Below are 20,042 nucleotides of genomic sequence, written 5' to 3' on the forward strand. Positions count from 1 at the left end.
ATGATTATGGATTGGAAAGGTGGTCGCCGTAGCGACAATATCGAAGACAGGCGTGATTATTCGTCAGCAGGCGCAGGTGCGGGATTAGGATTACTGTTGCGTTTTTTGCCTTTTTTATTGCAAACCAAATTCGGGCGAAGTTTATTGTTGGTTGGTGTTGTGGGATATTTCGGGCTGAAGGCATTGGGTATTGATGTGCTGAATCTGGCTGCACCACCAACGGATAAAGCGGCAATGCAACAAATATCGGCAGGGGAAAAAGAAGTGGTGGATTTTGTTTCCGTTGTGCTCGCTAATACGGAAGATATCTGGACAACCTTATTCCAACAAATGGGGCGTCAATATCAAAAGCCCAAACTGGTTTTATTTCGCGATGGCGTTTCATCGGCATGTGGTTTTGCGCAATCGGCAATGGGGCCTTTCTATTGCCCCGGCGATAATAAATTGTATATCGACTTGTCGTTTTTCCAGGAAATGAAAAACAAATTGGGTGCGCCCGGTGATTTTGCCCAGGCTTATGTCATTGCCCATGAAGTAGGGCATCACGTACAAAATTTATTGGGCATAGCGGCCAAAGTAAATCAATTGCAACAGGGTAAAGACAAGGTTGCGGTTAATCGCTTGTCGGTGAAGCAAGAGTTGCAGGCAGATTGTTTTGCCGGGATTTGGGGGCATTATGCCAACAAAGATTTCCGCATGATTGAAGATGGCGACCTGGAGGAAGCGTTGAATGCGGCCTCAGCTATTGGCGATGATCATTTGCAGGAACAAGCGCAAGGTCGTATCCGTCCGGAAGCATTTACCCACGGCACATCGAAGCAGCGTATGGAATGGTTTAAGCGCGGAATGGATACCGGCGATGTCAAAGCCTGCAATACTTTTGCAGGCCCTGAGTCGTCGGAATGATGAAGATGGTCAGTGAAGCGTTATTGAAGCGTTTTGAAATTATGCAGGATCTGTAAATCTACCTGATCAAATACCGGTAGTGGATAGTTTAGTTGCAAATAGTTCAAGCCCACATCGATATGGAAAGGAATTGTTGTCATCTCAATGGTGCCATTAGATTGTTTATCCAATACCCGAAAACCATTTTTAACATACCAGTCCACCGCAATGGATGGCGCGAAGGTGTGTAAATCCTTATCACCTTTGGCTGCACGCAAGAGCATTTTCCCTATACCATTATTGCGAAAACGACGGCTAACAATCAGTGCGTCAATCCGGCGCACAGGTTTGTCATCGGCTTCGGTGTAAATAATCATCCCAATTGGCGTGCCGGAATAAAGTTTGGCAAGCAACATTTCAGACTTTCCCTGATCAATCATCACTTGTGCTTTGATTAATTCCGTATAGCGATGCTCGTTGGACCATTGAAGCGCCGATTGCATTTCAATACCAAAGTACATACTAATCATCATAGACACACATACATCGGTGTTTAAATCTTCTTTTCTGATCAGTTGGATGTAACTGTTTTTTATCATTGTACATTCCCCTTGTTTTACTACTGCAATTTTTAATTTTGTTGTTGTTCGATTTTTGTTTTGGGCATAACGGCAGGGCTTTTGCTTATAAAAAGCATGTACAGAAGCTTATATCGCGAATTCGATTCGACAATAGAGTCAAAATTATTTGCACGACATTTATTCAAATCGAATCAATAATTTGCAGTCTGGTTCACAAAGTTAGATCGATAAAAGCGGAAATTAAAAACGCTAATGAACAATGGTTAGTAAAAAATTTGTTTGGCAGTGTTAGTACTTTTGGCGCGGCTTTTAATATAAATTCAATCTATCGAAGCCGGTGCTGTGCGAAAGCCAGTTTGCTAATCTGTTACTGAAGGACTGGCTTTAGTTGGTCTGGAAAATATTGGGTAGTTCTTCCAGTATGCACGTCATCTTTGACTGTAGGATTGATGATATGAAAACCGAAGCTCATCATGATCTTCACGAACTCGCTCATGCTAATTCTGAAAATGATGGCATGGGAGAAAGCGTGTTAACAGTTTTGATTCTTCTATCCGCACTGTTTATTCCGTTTGCGTTTATAGTGCATTTTTTCCCTGGGTAGGACCAGTCGGCAGCAGCTAAGAGATAAACAACAATAAAAAAGGTGTCGATGTATGTAATGCACGACATCTTTTTTTTGTTTTTCTAAAAATATCTCTGGTTAACAGCCGCCCTGGTCAATCAAAAAGACAGGCAATTAATTGCCAGATGTTTTTTACGCCGCAAATCTTCCAGTTGGTACCCGATGTAAGTACCAGGTATAAGTAACCTGCTACACATTACGAATTTGCTTATTTATTTTTCTTCCAACTCACTGTATTACCAATAAATGACAACTGATTTTAGCCAGTTGGTCGGGTTCATATTTGCAGCCATAATAAAATGATCGCAACACACGCAGGAAATGTTTGGATATAAAGAATTTTCCTGGCTGCTGTAACTGCACCAAAAACACCAGCGATAGCAATACAGCCGAGAAAGAATAATTTGATAGAGAAACTACTTTCATCGGCAACTAACCCCCACACTAACCCGGCTGCCAAAAAACCATTATAAAGCCCCTGGTTTGCGGCTAATACACGTGTTAATGCCGCTTTCTCCGGGGTGTTGCGGAATGCACGCAAACCGCTTGGTTTTTCCCACAAAAACATTTCCAGTACCAATATATACACATGCAAAAGAGCAACTAATCCGATAAGGATATTGGCAAGCGAGAAATCCATGGCGAGGCTCCAGGGTAGAGTTGGGTGTAATTATGATTGTTGTGGCGGTGGTTAACGGTGTTTTGCCTTGCGCCCAAGCCAGTAGCTTATGCTAATCATAGTTAATGCGATCAACGTTCCTAAAAATTCCCGGGCCTCTTCAATATAAGGCTTGTCGGGGTTCATGGACTGCATCAGTGCCTCTTCATTGCTATGCAAATAATAAGTGTAAGCGCCATGGGTATAAATTCCTAAATCGATAATACATAACGATACTGCAATCCAGAATACGTAGCGGTTACGCCTGTTAACCAGCTCGAGGAGTGGTACAACTGCGCAGATTAAATAGAATGTGGTCCAGACTAACGGATCGGGATCATTAAGTTGCAAGTAGGCAAATGCAATCAACGTAAGCGCAAAAATGCTGTGAATTATTCTAGTGAATAGCGCAGGCATAATGAGTGAACCCTTAATTAACAGTAGTCGATGTGGTAAGTGTTGTAATGGAATTCCAGCCGCTTATTATTTTTTTATCCCCACAAAAAGTGCATTTCCCGAGGTTTGATTCCAGGGCAGGATAGTGCGGTAGTCATGCTCAAAAATATGCACTTCAAAAAATGGTTCCAGCAACTGCTGCAATTGTTGAAAATCCAATGCGACCATCGGATGCCGGTCATGCCAGATCTCGGTGTGCCCATTGGTTATTTTCTCAATACACAGTTGCAATTGTTGTTGCTCACCTTCACCCGGATAATACCAGTTTGACTGGAAACAAAAATCGCTCTCACCTTGCTTGAGGTTGCGCTTGATACCGGGGCGATTATCAATCAGGTTTTTATCCACCGAGTTAAAACAGAACATTCCGCCGGGTGTTAATGCAGCATGGACACTCCGGATGCACTCGGCGAGTTTTGCAATGCCCTGGTTGTAATGGATGGAATACAAAAAGCAGCTGATTAAATCCAGCGGTGATTCCACCTGCAAGGCACTCATATCCTGCCGGAAAAAATTCGCTTCAGGACAACGTAATTGGGCGATGTCCAGCATCGGCTGGTTAATATCCACACCGCTGGCGTTATACCCAAAATCAATAAAATGCCGGATATGCGGCCCTGTCCCGCAAGCTATATCCAGATATTCCTTTCCTTCATTCCCCAATAGTTGATGCAACCTGCGCACATGTTGTGATTGTTCGCGGTAATCAATATCCGCGCACATTAAATCGTAATAGGCGGAGAGGTCGGTATATAAAGCGGTGGAGGGCATAGGGTTAAGGTGTCCGGAAAAAGTGCGGCGATTATACCCTCGATGCGGATAACGATCCCTTTCTCTTGCTATTAGTTAACGTTTTTATCTTTCCCGTCGTATTCATGGCTAATTTTTCGGCGCTTCATTTTTGCTTTTCAATATTAATGAATACAAAAAACTCCATAAAAATCATAACTTTACCAAAGTGATTCACTTTTCTGCCGAAACTGAGCCGGAGCATTTTGCGTGTGGCGCCAAAGTGAAGCGACGGTTTTTTGGGAGCGGGCGAGTATGGCTCCACTGATATCGGAAACAGATACCGGCCGGCGCTAGTTAGCGAATGGGTGATGCCCGGCTACACAAATTGATAAGGAATATTTTCGGAGTTGTGCATTCGTACTGCCTACACTGGCTAGAGACCTGTGGGTTGGTTCAGCAGCTCCAATAACAAGACCACTACCAGCAAAAAAAGACAATTAATTACAAGAGCTAACCAACTAGAAAAGGTCCGAGGAGGACGGTGTTATGTTCATGAAATCAAGAATGTCGATGGCGGTGATTGCCGCTATGACATCGACATTGGCACTTGGTAGTGCACAGGCCGCAGAAACGGATGCCGGTGACAACCTGGAAGAAATTGTGATTACCGGTATCGCAGCCAGCTTAAGCCGCAGCATTGATAAAAAACGCGATTCCGATCTGGTGAGTGACAGTATCACCGCCGAGGACCTGGGCAAATTTCCTGACAACAATGTCGCTGACTCGTTACAGCGTATCCCCGGGGTAGCGATTGACCGCTCGGGTGGTGAAGGTCGTTTTGTGAGCATCCGTGGTCTCGGCCCCGATTTTACGGCGGTATCAATTAACGGCCGTTCACCCGCCACTGAAAACGAAGACCGCGCCTTCAGTTTCGATACCCTCGCCTCTGAGTTGGTGCGTACCGTTGATGTATTCAAAACCTCCAATGCTGCGCTGAAAGAGGGTGGGTTGGGCGGCACTATTAATATCGTAACCGCGCGTCCTTTTGATTTTGATGGCTTTCACGCTGCCGGCAGTATCAAAGGTATTTATGAAGAGAACAGTGAGGATACCAGCCCCCAAGGCTCCCTGGTTATCAGTAATACTTTCAACGATGCCAAATTCGGTGTCCTTGCTTCTTTGACTTACCAGGAACGTTCCAGTGCTAAATACACCGTTGAAAACGAACATATCTCCAAAACTACCGAAGAGCCATTTTTAAATTTCACCAATCCTTCACAAGGTTGGGCGGGCGGTTACGCTTACTCGGGTGATGGCCTGGAAGAAGACACTTATCGTATCCAGAGTTTGTACGCGGGTATTACCAATGAAACACGTGAGCGTATTGGCGGTAATTTGGTGCTGCAATTACAAGCTACTGATGATCTGGTATTGACGGCCGATATTATCCATTCGAAGTACGATACTTCCACGAAAAAATATTCCACCGGCTCTTACATGTGGGCGCCAACGTTATCGCCGTTGAACCATGTTGATGAGCACGGTTTCTACAATGTGATCAACCACGGTTACGATGCTGGTTACAACATCACCGGCTATGCGCATTTACTGAATACTACCGAGCGTCCGACTGAATCCAACGTGGGCGGGTTAAACGCGGCCTGGGATATTTCTGACGAATGGAAAATGATTGCTGATATTTCCATGTCCGATGCGATTAACGATAACCGCGGTTTGGATCGCATGTACATCGTGGAATTTTTGGATAGGCCCGGATACATCATGACGTCCAATGGGGGTATTCCTACCTTGGAATACGCAGATCCAGCGGCAATCACACCGGAAATGGGCAGCGCCAACATGCGCGATTTGCGCGCACGTATTAATTCCAACGATGGTATTTACAACAAAGCCAATAACCATGAATTCAAACTGGATTTCGAATGGGCACCGGCTGATTCCTTCCTTACCAAAGTAAAATTTGGTGCGAACAATACGGTTGCAGAAAAAACTACCGAATACTGGTCAACACCGGATTTGATTCGTCGTATGTACCACAGCCTGGCAACACAACAAGTTATGGATACCGATTCCATCATTAAAGGTGTTTTAAAACCGGGTAACGTATTCGGTGGCCTCAACGGCGATGTTTATATGATTGACCCGGTTGCCTACCGCAATTGGATGGCAGAAAACATTGATGGCCGTACCCGTGCCAATACACCGGCTGGTATTGCATCAAAAGCAGCGTTCATTGCGAATGGTAATAGTTGGGATGCCGTTAAATCCAACGACTCTTCCACTATCGAAGAAGACGTGACTTCTTTCTATATAGATGCTGCAGCTGACACTGAAGTTTTTTCAATGCCGTTGCATTTGTCGGGTGGTGTGCGTTACACCGAAACCGCATTAACCTCATCAGGCACTACACAAGTATTGATCGGCCTTGAGCGTGAAGCCGCTGAGCCGGGCAGGCCACCATCACCCTGGTTGGTGCAGCACTTTGCCGATGAAGCCGGCACGGCGGTGGCGATGAAAAATGATTACGACAATTGGCTGCCATCACTCAATGCACGCCTTGAAGTCACTAATGATTTTTATGTTCGCGCTGCATTCAGTGAGACATTGACTCGTCCAACACTGACCGCGTTGGCTCCCTATACGTCATACGGTACAACGACTACCTCAGTTCGCACCGCGCGCGGTAATAACCCGAACCTCAAACCATTTTTATCGCAAAACCTGGACTTGTCATTTGAGTACTACTACGGCGATGCCAATATGTTTGCTGTGGCTTTGTACAAAAAAGAAATTGATGATTACATCGTGACGATGAGTTTGCCGGAAACGTTTGAGAGCATTGTTGACGTTGAAGATCCTGATTGGAAAACCTTCACGGTTACGCGCCCCCAAAATGGCGAATCAGCCACGATTGAAGGTGCTGAACTTAACTGGACCCATGTGTTTGAAAATGGTTTCGGTTTCTCGGGTAACTACACGTTTGTAAACAGCAATGCATCACTCAGCGCTGCAGGTGCAATCCAGACATTTGCATTGCCAGGTATCAGCGACACGGGAAACGCTACCGTTTTCTACGATAAAAATGGGCTGCAATTGCGTGTTGCCTACAACTATCGGACTGAATTCCTCGGTCGGGTATCTAACGGACCAAGTAGTGAACCCGTTCACTACGACGCTTACGGCGCGTTTGATGTGAGTGCCAGTTACGATCTGACTGACAATGTCACTGTGTTTTTAGAAGGCAGCAACGTCACCGGTGAAACGGTCAATAAATATGGCCGTTACAAAAACCAGTTCATTGGTTTTGAAGATACCGGTGCACTCTACACCTTCGGTGTGCGCGCCAAATTCTAGTTTTTTACTCTCGTCGTGACTCCCGTCGTGACTTTCCTTTGCCCGGTTTCGGCCGGGCCTTTTTACCCTTTTGCCTGAAATTTATGGGTTTAAAAAATTCATAGTTTCAAAGATTAATAGTTTCAAAGGTTAATAGGTTAAAAATTTAATAGCTTTCAGAATGTAAAAGTCGACAGGATTTAATCGTTACCAGGATTTAGTAGCTATCAGGATTTAATAAGCAGTGGACCACATCTTTGCTGTAGATAACGTCAACTCACACAATAATTTTTTGCTTATCCGATAAAGGTGTTATATGAAAAATTTATTCGCTCATCGGTTGTTGAAAATATCATGTCTATTTTTTACTGCATTGTTGTTAACCAATCTGGTAAAAGCCCAACAAACCTGCAATGCCTTTGTAGGTAATATCTGTACTGAACTGAATGCCATGTATGTAAAGCTGGATTCAACTACACGTATCGCCGGGGTATTAGGGGATGCCACTGCAGAAAACGCCATGCTTAAATTCGCGCGCGACAATGGCATTAACTATTTAATTATGTATGACTTGCAAGGTCTGGTTGCTAATTCCACGCGCGCTACACAATTGGCGTCACTGATTTCCCGTGCAAAGACACAGTACGGTGTACAACAGGTAGGCGCAGCTCTGGCTGAATCACAATTCGCTGATAATATCGTTGCTTACAATAATAGCCATGCCGCCAATGAACGTATTGATGTATTAAATGTAGAGCGCGAGTTCTGGCGATCAACCACCAATCGTGCAGCCGAGTTTGATGCAACGATTAATGTACTGAATTATTTTAAAAATGTTGGCACCGCTAATAATTTAACCACAGAAATTTATATCGGCTGGATTACGGCTACTGAAGGCGCGCGTCTGGGTGATGCAGTGGATCGTGTGCTGGTGCATTACTATCGCCAAAATGATACTGACATTGTGAATTATGGCATCGAACGTTTGCAGTACCTTGCCGGTGCAAGCCGCAAAGTGAAAGTGATTCCTATTTTTTCCAATGAAGGTCCATCCACTACCGATGATGCTGAAACCTATTTTATGGGCAATTGGTTAGCAACCAACCCTAATGATAAAGCGTTTAAAAGCTGGATCGTCGGTTACAACGCACTCACCGGTAATTGGAAAAATAATATCGAAGTGATCGGTTCCAATTGGTTTCTCTACAATCATTTTCCGGCAATCTATGCTGCGAAACCCAATCACATTATCAGTAATCCAACCAATCAAACGGCGTGCACTGGTCAGTCGCGCACATTTACCGTTGCCAGCTCTGCAACAACTAAAACTTATTGCTGGTTGAAAAATGGAAAATGCCTGGTGGATGGTGGAAATATTTCCGGTGCACGCACTGCGTCCTTAACGATATCCACTATCAATGCACAAGACTTTACCAATTATGCGGCGCGTGTGATTAGTTATGATTCAGCAAATCCAACTAGCTTTACATCAACAGCTGCAACTTTAACGGCTACTGCAAGTTGTGGAGGCTCAAGCAACAATCTCGCGCTGAATAAAACCGTCACTGCCTCTTCATTTGTTGCCGCTGGTTATGAACCTGCAAAAGTTGTTGATGGCAACACAACAACTACACGTTGGGCCAGTGCATATTCAGGCACACAGTGGATTCAAGTCGATTTGGGTTCAATCTCTGCGGTAAGCCGTGTGAAATTAACCTGGGACCCGGCTTACGCCATTGATTACCAAATCCTGATTTCCGGCAATGGAAATAGTTGGACAACACTTCGTTCCATCACCGGTAATACCAATCTCGTTAATAACAATACTGGATTAAACGGATCGGGTCGCTACGTGCGCATTAATGGCACCACCAAAGCGCTGCCTGCGTTTGGTTTCTCGTTGTATGAATTGGAAATCTATTAACCATATTCCATTCATTTGCCATCCGGGCGATAACCCGATTGGTTTCCTGAATGTATAGGCTCCCTGTTTTTTTTCAGGGAGCTGTAGTAGAGGTAAAAAAGAATGTTGAAACGATGCTTATTAAAGAAAGCCATTTTTAAAAAAACGACCTTGTGTTTATGGTTAGCGTTATCAGCGAGCCAGGTATTTGCCAATCTATCGGCAGGTGACCTAAAAAATTTTGGTGATAAAGCGGAATTGCGTTTTGGTACGGTCAGTAATTTTGGACAGGAAGGAACGTTTGATGCAATTGTGACGCTCAATAACCATTCTGCAATTGCGCTCCCAAAAGGCACAGCGAATTGGAAAATCTATATTCATTCAGTGAAGCGTATACTTTCTACAAGCTCCACTGAATTCACGTTCAAACATTTGCAAGGCGATCTTTACGAAATTGCACCAACGGATAAATTTTCAGGATTGCTGTCTGGTAGTTCATTGAAATTTCCTTACAAAGCGCGTGGCCATATTGTCAGCTACAGCGATTATATGCCGCGTGCATTTATTGCCAATGCTGCAGGCGATTCCGCGGTATTTGCAAATACTGATACTGAAAACCTTGAACAATTTATAGATCCTTTTGTGAAGCCTGAGCAGTTTTTACGTTTCGACATTCCCAAAGACCTTTATTCTGTCGTCACACCCAATAGCCGCTATCAAACCAACCTGGCCATTAACCAGCTGGATACAACTAGCGAAGACGTAAAAATAATCCCTACACCAAAAAATGTTACTTACAGCAAAGGCAGTGCGCGGATTGACAACAGTTGGAAAATTATAGAAGTCGGTGGGCTTTCCTTCGAATCTGACTATTTGCAGCAGCGATTGCGTGATTCGGGGTTATTACTGGAAAAAACAGTTACTACCAATATTCCCAAAAAACAGGTTATCGAACTCAGTATCGATAAAAAATTTACCAATGCCGAAGCTTACGAGCTGAATATTACGGGTGAAAGAGTTGTTATTTCAGCGGGTGGTGCAACGGGCGTATTCTACGGGGTGCAAAGTTTCCTGAGCTTGTTGCCTGTGCAAAAAGCCAGTGTTCAATCTGTTCCGGCATTGCGTGTATTTGACGAGCCGCGCGCACCATGGCGTGGTATGCACTACGACATAGCGCGCAACTTTCATGGCAAAGATGCTGTGCTGGCATTGGTTGAGCAAATGGGTCGTTACAAGCTTAACAAGCTGCATATGCATATGACGGAAGACGAAGGTTGGCGCATTGAAATTCCCGGCTTGCCGGAATTAACCGAAGTGGGTGCGTTCCGTTGTTTTGATCTCACGGAAACTAAATGCCTGATGCCACAGTTGGGTAATGGCCCCAGCAAAACAGCTGCCGGTAATGGATATTTAACCGCGGCAGATTTTACCGACATTGTTAAGTTTGCGGCGCAACGCCATATTGAAGTGATTCCGGAAATAGATATGCCGGGTCACTCACGCGCCGCAATCAAATCGATGGAAGCACGTTACAAAAAATTGATGGCCGCCGGAAAGAAATGGGAAGCAGAACAATATTTATTGAGCGATCCGCAGGATAAATCGCAATACATGACCGTACAAAGTTATTCCGATAATTCGGTGAATGTCTGTTTGCCATCCACATATGCGTTTATTGAAAAAGTTACTTATGAATTACAGCAAATGTATCGCAACGCAGGCCAAAAGCTGAATGTGTTTCATATGGGCGGCGATGAAGTGGGTAAAGGCTCATGGAGCGCATCACCGGCCTGCGAGCAATTATTTGCAAACAATGATCGCGGGGTTTCCGGTATCGCCGATTTAAAACCCTATTTTGTGCAACGTATTTCAGAAATCACCAGTAAACGTGGCCTGGATATTATGGGCTGGGAAGATGGTTTGATGTACGACCCAAACAACACGTTTAATCGCGCTCAGATATTGAATAAGCGCGTTATTGCCAATGCCTGGGACAATATTTGGGAAGCAGGTGTGGCAGACCGCGCCCATCGCCTGGCGAATAATGGTTACGACGTTGTCATTTCCGGCGCGACCCATTTGTATTTCGACCATCCCCACGAAGCGAGTGCCGGCGAGCGCGGCTACCACTGGGCAACACGTTACACCGACCTCGCCAAAGTATTTGGATTTATGCCGGATAACCTTTACGCCAATGCCGATAGGACTTTTATCGGAGCTGAAATTACCAACCTGAATGGTTTGGTTGGCCGCATTCTTCCGCCGCTTACAAAACCGGAACATGTTTTGGGTATGCAGGGGCAGGTATGGACTGAAACTATTCGTACAAAAACGCAACTGCAATCGATGATTTTTCCGCGGGTTATTGTATTGGCAGAGCGCGCCTGGTTTAAAGCGGAGTGGGAAGGTGATGTTCCCAATACACAAGCGCGCGACCAAGCCTGGAGGGAATTTATCAGCACATTGGTGAGCAAAGAATTACCAAAGCTTGAACAATCCGGTTCAGCATTTTATTTGCCACCGCCGGGCGCTGTGCGCACCAACAATAAACTCAGCGCCAACACATCGTTGCCGGGGCTCGCAATTGAATACAGTCGTGACCAGGGAAAAAACTGGGCAAGTTATCAACAGGAAATTGAAATTGGCACTGCCCCGATATTATTACGCAGCCGTTTAAATTCCATCGTTAGTGCTACGACTGTCCTTAATTAACAAATGGTTTTTAAATTTCAATTTAACCAACAAGGTTATAGGTATGTTACGTCATTTAGTTATTTTCAGTAGCGTTATTTTTCTTGCTGCATGCGGTGGTGGTTCCGGTGCTATCAAAAATAATGGCGGTAGTTATATCTCTGCCAGTACATCCAGTACTGTTTCCAGTTCTGCAGGTGTTTCATCGATAAGTTCTGCTGCTGTTTCATCCATCGCTTCATCATCAGCGAGTTCAAATGAAACAACAACAAGTTTATATGGCTTATATGTTTCATTACATATGGGTAGAAGTGACCAATTACTCGGCAACGCCCAGCGTGAAGAACAATTCCTTAAATTTGTTCTCGATGGGGGTTTTACCTACCTTATTTTTTATGAATTGGAAGGTATGAACCCCACATCGGTAAAAGCACAACAATTTGCATCGCTGGTGAGTCGCGCTAAATTGACCACTGGCGTTACTGAAGTGGGTGCAGCATTAGGTGATGCAGGTGAGGCAGATTCCGTTGTTGCCTATAATAATGGCAGGCCAGCATCCGAACGTATTGATGTATTAAATGTTGAATACGAATTCTGGAACAAACCTGATCGCAAAACCGAATTTGCGACTACCATTTCCATGCTGGAGCGTTTTAAAACGGTTGCTATGGCTAACCAGCTGACGACAGAGATTTATATTGGCTGGGTAGATGCGACTGAAGCAGTGAGTTTGGCGAATGTTACTGACCGTATTTTGGTCCATTACTATCGCCCGAATGATATTGATATCGTTAACTTTGGTATTGAGCGCCTTGAATGGATGGCGGCGGCAAGTCGTAAAGTTAAAATAGCGCCCATATTTTCCAGCGAAGGTCCAAAGAATACTTATGATGCGCCGTTTATGGGATGTTGGTTGGAAAAAAATCCGCACCAGCAAGCGTATAAATCCTGGAAGGCACAGTACGATGCTATTGATAAACCCTGGAAGGAAAATATTGAAGTCATAGGTTCCACCTGGTTTGTTTATGATAAGTTTTTGGATGTGGGTATTGGTGCTGCAAACGGTTGTACCCATTAATCATCGCGAAAAACGATCCCGATATGAATTGATAGAGATGTGGCATGAGCGCAACAGAACATCATGAAAAAATATTAATAGAAGATGCCGCGCGGCTTGCCTTGCTTCAAGGCAAGCCCCAACAGGCATACCAACTATTAACTGATGCACTGACGCGTTTTCCCCGCTTTGCGGTGGCCTATTTCCTGTTAAGCCGCATTGCCTATGATTTTAAAAATCACCTCAAGGAGGTTGAAATGTTGCTCGGTGCGCATCATTTGGAACCTGATAATCTTGAATTTATTGTTTACCTCGCCCGTGCGCAAGTATTGATTGGTAATAGCACTTATGCCCACGAATTATTAACACGCGCAGAATATCTTTATGGCCATACTGCTGAAATGCATGATTTGATGGGCGTTACTTACAATCGTTTATGCATGTACCAACAAGCAGCAGCATGCTTTGAAAAATCCATACAATGTAATGGCTCCAATGCAGCAGTATTTTTTAACCTGGCATCAACACTAAAATTTTGTGGGGATTTTGCCGGTGCCCGCAACGCCTATGAACGTGCGATCACACTAAAACCGGATTATTTTAAAGCCCATGCAGCTTTAACCAGCCTGGGTGGCATTACCGCTCAGCAAAATCACATTACACGTTTGCGCGAGCTGTTGGAAAAGACCGGAAATTCCGATGATAGTTTGTGTATTGCCCATGCGTTATCCAAAGAGTTGGAAGCATTAAAACAGTGGGATGACGCTATTACAGTGTTGAAAGGAGCCAAGCAACAAAAATCCACCCAACTCAATTACGATTTTTCTCGCGATCAATCTATTTTTAACAAGCTGGCTGGATTCTATTTAGCCAAAACGAAGCGGACCCAGAACGGATTTGTTAATAATCGTCCCATTTTTGTTGCCGGTATGCCACGTACGGGCACTACGCTTGTTGAACGGATTATTTCCAGCCACAGTAAAGTCGCTTCCGGTGGTGAACTGTATAATTTTTCCATTGCACTCAAACGGTTAATTGGCAGTGTAAACAGTGAATTTATTGCGGCTGATTTTATCGATAGTTTTGCCCGTATGGATTTTAATGTATTAGGGAAAGCCTATATCGAAAGCACGGATTATCTTGCAGGCGATAAACCTTTCCTTGTGGACAAATTGCCACTGAATATTCTGTATGCAGGGTTGATAATGGAAGCGCTACCGGCGGCAAAAGTGATATGCCTGGACCGCAACCCTCTGGATACGATTGTTAGCAATTATCGCCAACTGTTTAGCTTCCAGGATTTCACATTTGCTTACTCATTGGATCTTGAGCACGCGGCACATTATTATCTTGAATTCAGGAAACTGGCTGATTTATTACTAACTTTATATCCCGGCAATTTTTATCGGGCGAATTACGAAGCACTGGTTTCAAACCCTGAAGAAGAGATTGGCAAGTTATTGGATTTTTGTGAGTTGCCTTGGGAAGAAGCATGCTTGCACATCGAAAAAAATGACAAGCCGGTCGCTACCGCCAGTGCAGTACAGGTCCGGCAGCCTATCACGGCTTCCGGGATTGGTCAGTGGCAGCGCTATTCCAATCATTTGGAACCAGTGATAAAAATACTCGGTGAAGCAGGCTTGCGAGCGAATAATTAAAATCCTATCCAGGAACAATCACCCTGTATACATTCTAATCATTCCTTTATTTTTTGGCAGATTCTGGATTCTGCTCCTTTGCAAAATGCGCCGTGCGCAATGCCTCGCGGCGAAATTCGGTGGGTGAGGTTCCTGCCAGGCGTTTGAAAAAACGCTGGAATGCAGATTTGCTGTTAAAGCCTGACTCCAGCAGGATATCCATAATCGTCATATCCTTGTATTTTTCATCCGCGAGATAACGTTTGGATTCTTCAATTCGATAGGAATTAATGAATTCAAAAAAATTAGTGCCAAACGTTTTATTGATCGCATAGGAAACGTCGCGATAAGGCACACCAATTTTAGCGGAAAATTGTTCAACGTTCAGGCTCTGGTTTAAGTAGAGCTTCTGGTTGACTATACCATCCATAATTTTATCGATGGTTGAATCCAATGGCTTGGCATCTATGCCAGGAATTTGCTCCTTTTGTGCTTCAAATTTTTCGGGCAGTTCAAAGTCTTCGTCTTCTTTGGTTGTGGTGAGGTTCTGTGCATGGGAAATACTGTAGTAAAACAAGGCAATCAGTAAAATAAAATTCAGGTAATTGTCAGTAACACCAAAGGGCAGGCGATAAAAATACGCGAGCAGGCTGAGCGATAAGGTCCATACACCGGCAAATACGAATCCCAGTGTCAGGTAATAAAGCCACCAAAGTGCAGTTTCATTAACATCGGAATGTTGTTGGCGGAGCATTTTGTGATAACGCCATACGGTAATCGATGCAGCGGAAAAATAAGCAAGGGGAATAATTTTTAGTGAATACCACAGGCTATCAATTACTGTATAGAGGACCGCATCCATTCCAAAGGTGTCCAGTTTCAAACGGTTTATATCAATATCAAAACTGGCAATAATACCGATGGCAAGCAATGCGGGAATCAAGTGCAATAGATGTATTGGTTTTAAATGAAAGTTTTCCTCTGTAATACTGCGTACATAAAGCAAAAGCAGCGGTGCTTTCAGCAATAAAGAGCTGCAATAGAGATAGGGCACCAGGGTATTGCTCAGTAGGGTTTGCGGGATGTATTCATTCCAGATCAACATTACACCCACATCCGAGAATGAAATACTGATAAAAAATATTGCCAGCAGGATTTTGGGAAGGCTTTTTTTAGCGGGCAATGCCAATAAATACAAGGCCAGTACCAGGCTTAAACCAATAGCAAGGATTAGGATGATATCGTTTAAATTAAAAATAGGGGTTGTCATGCGGGGTTTTGCCTGATTTTTATAGAGGTTTTAGTGTCTGCTATTTTACAGTAGGTATAGCAGAAATTTTGCAAATGACAGGCCAGTTATTGTGGCAATTGATGCGAATAATTCATCGAGAAAATGTCAATGATTTAGCAGGGCACTGCAAGTAAAGGTTCATAAATTTTTGTTGATTGGGATTGAAATGACCATTGCTTATGCTTTTACGCGAGGTAATCTCGCGAGTATTTCAATATTATTTATTACAGGATTTTTCCCGCTAAAAAAAAGCGGCCTTTAATAGGGCAGTGGAATAGCTAGAGGGCAAAAGTTGGGCATTTCTGCCTGGCATTCTGGAAAGTTATTCCCCTTGCTACTTAACGATGCCAGGTGGGATCTTGCCGGGTATTTTTTACGGATTCTGGAAGCGGATATTATGAAAGGGTTCACACACATGTTGTGTGAACCCATAGGGTACAACAAATGTTAAAATATCACCCCGTTAATGTGAGCTTATTTGTTGGTCAGCAATAATTGTGTGATCGACTTTAATTAGTTTACTAATATCAAAACCGAGTGAACCGGCCTTTTCAATTAATTTATCCAATACTGCCTGCTCCATTGTTGGCTGGCGGGACAATATCCAGAAGTAATCTTTATTTTCACCGCTTACCAATGCATATTGATAATCCTTATCCAGTTCAAACACTACGTAGGAACTGTAAAATGGCCCCCAAAAAGAAACCTTTAAATGCGCTGTATTCTGGTCATGCACAAAATAGGCTTTACCTTCGGCAGTGTTCCATTTGGAGTCTTTTTGCGAATATCCTTTGTTGACAACCTTGATACCCCCGTCATCACGTAAACTGTACTCGGCAGTCACATGGCTTAAGCCGCGTTCAAAACGGTGATCCAGCCGCGCTATTTCATACCAGGTACCCAAATAACGTTGCGCTTCAAATGGTTGGACTGGCGTTATATTGTCCGGTTTTCCGCTACCGCCACAGGCAGTGAGGAGGAGCGCAATGCCCAATAATAGAAATTTCATTTTAAGCTCCTTATTAAATTGGTATTTCCTTGGAACACTGAATTCCCGGTAAATTCAATCCAGATAAAAACTTGAGGTGATAGGGTTTATTTAGCGTTACATCCCGAATTAATTATGTTAATCCAGTATTTATTGTTATCGGAATGATGCTTTATGTGTAATTAAAATGAATATTCCACTCCAGCCATAAACAGCTACATATTTTCAGCTGCTTTCGCGGCGGTTGCTTTCTTTGCTTTTTCTTCTTTCACTTTGTTGATTAACCATCCAATCAGCACAAACCCGGCGCCCGCAACAGCTTTCTCCGCCAGCGTCATACTTTTTTTACGTTCCATCAACCCTGAAATCTCGAGTGCGCTATCCAGTAAGCTTTGACGGATATTGCCAGGAATACCTGTTACTTCTACATAGCCGCGATCATAATGTGCATTGGGCCAACAGCGTCCGCTTAATAAGTCAAAAATACAGCGTTCCATTTTATCTTTATCTTTTTCACCCACAGCCCCAGGGCGACGGAACTCTACATAACGAGTGGGATCGCCATCAGTTGTTGCGCCGCCTGGCAATAAACCTGCGCGATTGGAATGCCAGCCACCCGTTGAATTATTTTGATATTCCAAACCGCTAAAATACCATGCTGCCCAAACTGCATAATCTCCCCATGCGACTGCAGCCGGGGGATTACTGGTAGAAATTAACGCACCCACTTCAGCATTTTGCCTGTCAACTTCCCTTGCCGCTTCTTGTTTGGCTGCATTATAAGCATCCATATCTGTATTATAGTTTTTTGTATGAGCAGGATTATTCGCCCATTTACGAACAACTGCGCCCATCTCCGGTGTTGCCCAGTCTGTAATCCAGCTTTCCGTTTCATCCGCAGATTTTGTAAGGTTATTTATTTTAAATTCGCCTTGAATAACCGTTGAATTGGCAATCTGAGGTACAGATTTTTTCTCGCTCATCAACGCTTGCTGATGCAATTGAGTTAGTGTTGAGGCGCGCTGGTCAGTAAATGGTTTTAGTTGCGTAGCGATTGGTGATTTGTCATCAACCTGCTGCCCTGATTGGCGTTTTTCGTAAGTCATTTATTTCTCAACTATTAATTGCTGCGTGTAAGAAAGATTGTCCGGCCATGCGCTTAATGTATTTAATTGAAATTCAAATCAAACAAAGAATGCGGTAACAGTGTATCCGGGATAGGAGGTATATAGTTGGTACTGTATCGGATCTCAATCCCTGCACCAACCTTCACCCAACCGCGTCCGCAGGCAATTCGATTTCTTCGCAAGCCATTTCATGCCGGTATCCGCCCCGTTGCTTGCCTGAATTATTTCGGTCGCACCATCACGCACAAATGTTATTTGGCTGCCGTTGCTGCTCCCCGTGTATTGTTTGACGCTATCCAGATCCGCAATAGTAATAATGTAGCTACCATTCGCACCGGTAATCTCAAGATAAGTTCCTTCGGGTCCATTCCACTTGCCAATCCATGCGTCGGATGCGGCGGATGTTGTCGTTGCCGGAATTGCTGTACTCACACTTGATGCAGCGGCCGAGCTTGCAACGGTTTCGTTCACTGGTGCTGCGTTGGAAGGTGGCGGAGCCTGTTTATCTTCGCAGGCGGTTAACAATAATATTGATACCAGTAAAATCGGGCTTGCTTTTAAACCAGTCATATCCTTTTCCTCACGGTTTTTACACATAAATATTTGGAACGCGAATGTTTCGATTGGTTCGTAAACCTGCGTAGAGCGCCGTTGGCTATTTTTTAAAAAATTCTCAATCCTCCAGTGCGACTATTGGCGGGATCTACGCCAAATTTTACGGTTTCCAATGCTGAATGATTCGACAAAACCAATATCTTCGAGTTGCTGCAAAGCTTGTTCAGTAATCGCGATGGACTCTTCTTGCCCGTCGTGACGAATCCACCATTGATGAATTCCTTCCAGCGTATCTGCGCTCTCAGGGCGAGCGCTGAGGTGTGCTTGAATCGCATGTATTGCGTGTTCGATGAATTTGTTTTTCATAGGCATAATTCCTGTTGTTCCAGAACGTATTTTGCACGTGGTCTATTATGCTTTTGGGGTAATTGGCGATAGATAGTATATTAAAACAATTTACGCAGCGCGTAAGCACCGCACAGCGATCAACGGCGATGTATTTCCACCAGTCGGTAAATTAACGGCCTCAGGCTGCACTACATCCCGCATGGAAATGACACCATGGAAAGTTTGATTGCACGCGCTGATAAAGCGCTTTATCAAGCGAAAATGAATGGGCGTGATCAGGTGTTGTTCAATTCTATAAATCGTGAAGCAGAAAAAGCGACATAACGCCTTGATAAAAGGTTTTGATTACGAATATTTACAGCATAGATCGGATATGGGTTGTATTTCTCATCAGATTATTTTTTGATGGATTTTGGAGGTTTTTTAATTCTACTTTTTTGTACTTTTTCTCTATTAAACGCATAACTGAAAGAAAATCCATATATAAACATAACCAGGAAAAATAATAACCCGATAAATATTGAGCTAACCAGGGGAAAGGGCTCTTCTTTACTATGTATGTGTAAGTAAGTGGTGCCAGATAAAATAGCTGCCGTTACGCTGCTGCCTATAGTGTAGATTATCCGTGGAACTTCACACAGAACAGAATCTAAAATAGCTGTGGCTTTAGGGTGCGTAATGATTTTGGTGGCTGAGTATAAAATTCCGATTACAGTAAATGTGGATATGATAGTTAGAAACATTTCTAACAAGTATGAAGTGCTGGCTTTCGATTTTAAAAAAGATATCACCAGGTTTTCATCCCTAAATAAATTAGATGAAAATAAGGCAACGAGATAAAAAATTAGCAGTTGTGAAGTGTAAACAAGACTTTCTATCGCCAAAAATTCATTGAAAGTATGTTTCTTTACCTCCAGGACTTTACCATCCTGTTTCAACGGGCGTGGATGTTTAGCTACTGGCAAAAATTTCTCCTTATTTAGTTGGACTCTATTTTTCTCTTTATCCCCACTCTGTATGGTGTGTCGCTTTTTAGTTCGTCAACATAACCAGGCATCTATTTTTTATTCAATGATAGAAGTAATTTTATTGAGTAGGTTGGTTAGTGGTATTTCGTCACCATTAAAACTTGCGATCATCACACTAATCATTTC

Annotated in this window: 17 protein-coding genes; 7 read left to right on the plus strand and 10 right to left on the minus strand. The window is 43.6% G+C overall.

The features are described 5' to 3' along the window. The first annotated feature begins 6 nt into the window (after window positions 1–6). The gene (ypfJ, locus tag A596_RS06015; protein WP_039913253.1) at window positions 7–906 is read left to right on the plus strand and encodes a KPN_02809 family neutral zinc metallopeptidase; all 900 of its coding nucleotides are present in this window, start codon (window positions 7–9) and stop codon (window positions 904–906) included. Window positions 907–926: 20 nt separating this feature from the next. Here ypfJ and A596_RS06020 read toward each other — a convergent pair whose 3' ends face one another. After that, window positions 927–1,484 (minus strand): GNAT family N-acetyltransferase, encoded by a 558-nt coding sequence (locus A596_RS06020; RefSeq protein WP_039913255.1) that lies wholly within the window; start codon window positions 1,482–1,484, stop codon window positions 927–929. A gap of 436 nt (window positions 1,485–1,920) precedes the next feature. On the opposite strand from A596_RS06020, the gene A596_RS23100 reads away from it, so the two are divergent. Beyond that, window positions 1,921–2,070: a hypothetical protein gene (locus A596_RS23100; protein WP_160280093.1), complete on the plus strand. Its 150-nt coding sequence runs from the start codon at window positions 1,921–1,923 to the stop codon at window positions 2,068–2,070. Window positions 2,071–2,368: 298 nt separating this feature from the next. On the opposite strand, the gene A596_RS06030 is transcribed toward A596_RS23100, so the two are convergent. From A596_RS06030 to A596_RS06040, 3 genes are all read right to left on the minus strand, one after another. Continuing rightward, a complete protein-coding gene (locus tag A596_RS06030) occupies window positions 2,369–2,731 on the minus strand; it encodes a DUF1304 domain-containing protein (RefSeq protein ID WP_039913257.1) in 363 nt (120 codons plus the stop codon). 51 nt (window positions 2,732–2,782) lie between these two features. Beyond that, on the minus strand, window positions 2,783–3,166 hold the full coding sequence (locus tag A596_RS06035; protein WP_052417280.1) for a transmembrane 220 family protein: 384 nt from the start codon (window positions 3,164–3,166) through the stop codon (window positions 2,783–2,785). Window positions 3,167–3,232: 66 nt separating this feature from the next. After that, the gene (locus tag A596_RS06040; protein ID WP_039913258.1) at window positions 3,233–3,976 is read right to left on the minus strand and encodes a class I SAM-dependent DNA methyltransferase; all 744 of its coding nucleotides are present in this window, start codon (window positions 3,974–3,976) and stop codon (window positions 3,233–3,235) included. Window positions 3,977–4,489: 513 nt separating this feature from the next. Between A596_RS06040 and A596_RS21980 the strand changes: the two genes are divergently transcribed. The 5 genes from A596_RS21980 (at window position 4,490) to A596_RS06065 (ending at window position 14,600) form a co-directional block, all read left to right on the plus strand. Next, window positions 4,490–7,312, plus strand: coding sequence for a TonB-dependent receptor (locus tag A596_RS21980; protein ID WP_160280094.1), 2,823 nt, complete (start codon window positions 4,490–4,492; stop codon window positions 7,310–7,312). Window positions 7,313–7,607: 295 nt separating this feature from the next. Beyond that, the gene (locus tag A596_RS06050; RefSeq protein ID WP_039913259.1) at window positions 7,608–9,215 is read left to right on the plus strand and encodes a discoidin domain-containing protein; all 1,608 of its coding nucleotides are present in this window, start codon (window positions 7,608–7,610) and stop codon (window positions 9,213–9,215) included. 102 nt (window positions 9,216–9,317) lie between these two features. Next, window positions 9,318–11,906 carry a family 20 glycosylhydrolase gene (locus tag A596_RS06055; RefSeq protein WP_052417282.1) on the plus strand — a complete coding sequence of 863 codons (2,589 nt, stop codon included), beginning with the start codon at window positions 9,318–9,320 and terminating at the stop codon, window positions 11,904–11,906. Between the two features lie 43 nt (window positions 11,907–11,949). After that, window positions 11,950–12,963 (plus strand): hypothetical protein, encoded by a 1,014-nt coding sequence (locus A596_RS06060; RefSeq protein WP_039913260.1) that lies wholly within the window; start codon window positions 11,950–11,952, stop codon window positions 12,961–12,963. Window positions 12,964–13,007: 44 nt separating this feature from the next. Continuing rightward, a complete protein-coding gene (locus A596_RS06065) occupies window positions 13,008–14,600 on the plus strand; it encodes a tetratricopeptide repeat-containing sulfotransferase family protein (protein ID WP_052417283.1) in 1,593 nt (530 codons plus the stop codon). A gap of 46 nt (window positions 14,601–14,646) precedes the next feature. Here A596_RS06065 and A596_RS06070 read toward each other — a convergent pair whose 3' ends face one another. The 6 genes from A596_RS06070 to A596_RS06095 all read right to left on the minus strand — a co-directional run bounded on the left by A596_RS06070 (window position 14,647) and on the right by A596_RS06095 (window position 19,853). After that, window positions 14,647–15,849 (minus strand): AraC family transcriptional regulator, encoded by a 1,203-nt coding sequence (locus A596_RS06070; protein ID WP_052417284.1) that lies wholly within the window; start codon window positions 15,847–15,849, stop codon window positions 14,647–14,649. A gap of 484 nt (window positions 15,850–16,333) precedes the next feature. Then, window positions 16,334–16,879 carry a lipocalin family protein gene (locus A596_RS06075; protein ID WP_039913262.1) on the minus strand — a complete coding sequence of 182 codons (546 nt, stop codon included), beginning with the start codon at window positions 16,877–16,879 and terminating at the stop codon, window positions 16,334–16,336. 194 nt (window positions 16,880–17,073) lie between these two features. Continuing rightward, window positions 17,074–17,841, minus strand: a complete 768-nt coding sequence (locus A596_RS06080) for a hypothetical protein (protein WP_152600114.1) — start codon at window positions 17,839–17,841, stop codon at window positions 17,074–17,076. A 267-nt stretch (window positions 17,842–18,108) separates the two neighbouring features. Next, the gene (locus A596_RS06085) at window positions 18,109–18,555 is read right to left on the minus strand and encodes a hypothetical protein (protein ID WP_152600115.1); all 447 of its coding nucleotides are present in this window, start codon (window positions 18,553–18,555) and stop codon (window positions 18,109–18,111) included. Window positions 18,556–18,675: 120 nt separating this feature from the next. Next, window positions 18,676–18,906 (minus strand): hypothetical protein, encoded by a 231-nt coding sequence (locus A596_RS06090; protein ID WP_039913265.1) that lies wholly within the window; start codon window positions 18,904–18,906, stop codon window positions 18,676–18,678. A gap of 377 nt (window positions 18,907–19,283) precedes the next feature. Next, complete coding sequence (locus A596_RS06095) at window positions 19,284–19,853, minus strand: hypothetical protein (RefSeq protein ID WP_039913266.1); 570 nt, start codon at window positions 19,851–19,853, stop codon at window positions 19,284–19,286. Between the last annotated feature and the right edge of the window lie 189 nt (window positions 19,854–20,042).

This window comes from Cellvibrio mixtus subsp. mixtus J3-8 (assembly GCF_000766945.1).
Taxonomy (GTDB): domain Bacteria; phylum Pseudomonadota; class Gammaproteobacteria; order Pseudomonadales; family Cellvibrionaceae; genus Cellvibrio; species Cellvibrio mixtus_A.

Bases quoted from the DNA above. Each gene is read 5' to 3' on its own strand.
- ypfJ (WP_039913253.1), top strand. From the start codon at position 7: ATGGATTGGAAAGGTGGTCGCCGTAGCGACAATATCGAAGACAGGCGT.
- A596_RS06020 (WP_039913255.1), bottom strand. From the start codon at position 1,484: ATGATAAAAAACAGTTACATCCAACTGATCAGAAAAGAAGATTTAAAC.
- A596_RS23100 (WP_160280093.1), top strand. From the start codon at position 1,921: ATGAAAACCGAAGCTCATCATGATCTTCACGAACTCGCTCATGCTAAT.
- A596_RS06030 (WP_039913257.1), bottom strand. From the start codon at position 2,731: ATGGATTTCTCGCTTGCCAATATCCTTATCGGATTAGTTGCTCTTTTG.
- A596_RS06035 (WP_052417280.1), bottom strand. From the start codon at position 3,166: ATGCCTGCGCTATTCACTAGAATAATTCACAGCATTTTTGCGCTTACG.
- A596_RS06040 (WP_039913258.1), bottom strand. From the start codon at position 3,976: ATGCCCTCCACCGCTTTATATACCGACCTCTCCGCCTATTACGATTTA.
- A596_RS21980 (WP_160280094.1), top strand. From the start codon at position 4,490: ATGAAATCAAGAATGTCGATGGCGGTGATTGCCGCTATGACATCGACA.
- A596_RS06050 (WP_039913259.1), top strand. From the start codon at position 7,608: ATGAAAAATTTATTCGCTCATCGGTTGTTGAAAATATCATGTCTATTT.
- A596_RS06055 (WP_052417282.1), top strand. From the start codon at position 9,318: ATGTTGAAACGATGCTTATTAAAGAAAGCCATTTTTAAAAAAACGACC.
- A596_RS06060 (WP_039913260.1), top strand. From the start codon at position 11,950: ATGTTACGTCATTTAGTTATTTTCAGTAGCGTTATTTTTCTTGCTGCA.
- A596_RS06065 (WP_052417283.1), top strand. From the start codon at position 13,008: ATGAGCGCAACAGAACATCATGAAAAAATATTAATAGAAGATGCCGCG.
- A596_RS06070 (WP_052417284.1), bottom strand. From the start codon at position 15,849: ATGACAACCCCTATTTTTAATTTAAACGATATCATCCTAATCCTTGCT.
- A596_RS06075 (WP_039913262.1), bottom strand. From the start codon at position 16,879: ATGAAATTTCTATTATTGGGCATTGCGCTCCTCCTCACTGCCTGTGGC.
- A596_RS06080 (WP_152600114.1), bottom strand. From the start codon at position 17,841: ATGAGCGAGAAAAAATCTGTACCTCAGATTGCCAATTCAACGGTTATT.
- A596_RS06085 (WP_152600115.1), bottom strand. From the start codon at position 18,555: ATGACTGGTTTAAAAGCAAGCCCGATTTTACTGGTATCAATATTATTG.
- A596_RS06090 (WP_039913265.1), bottom strand. From the start codon at position 18,906: ATGAAAAACAAATTCATCGAACACGCAATACATGCGATTCAAGCACAC.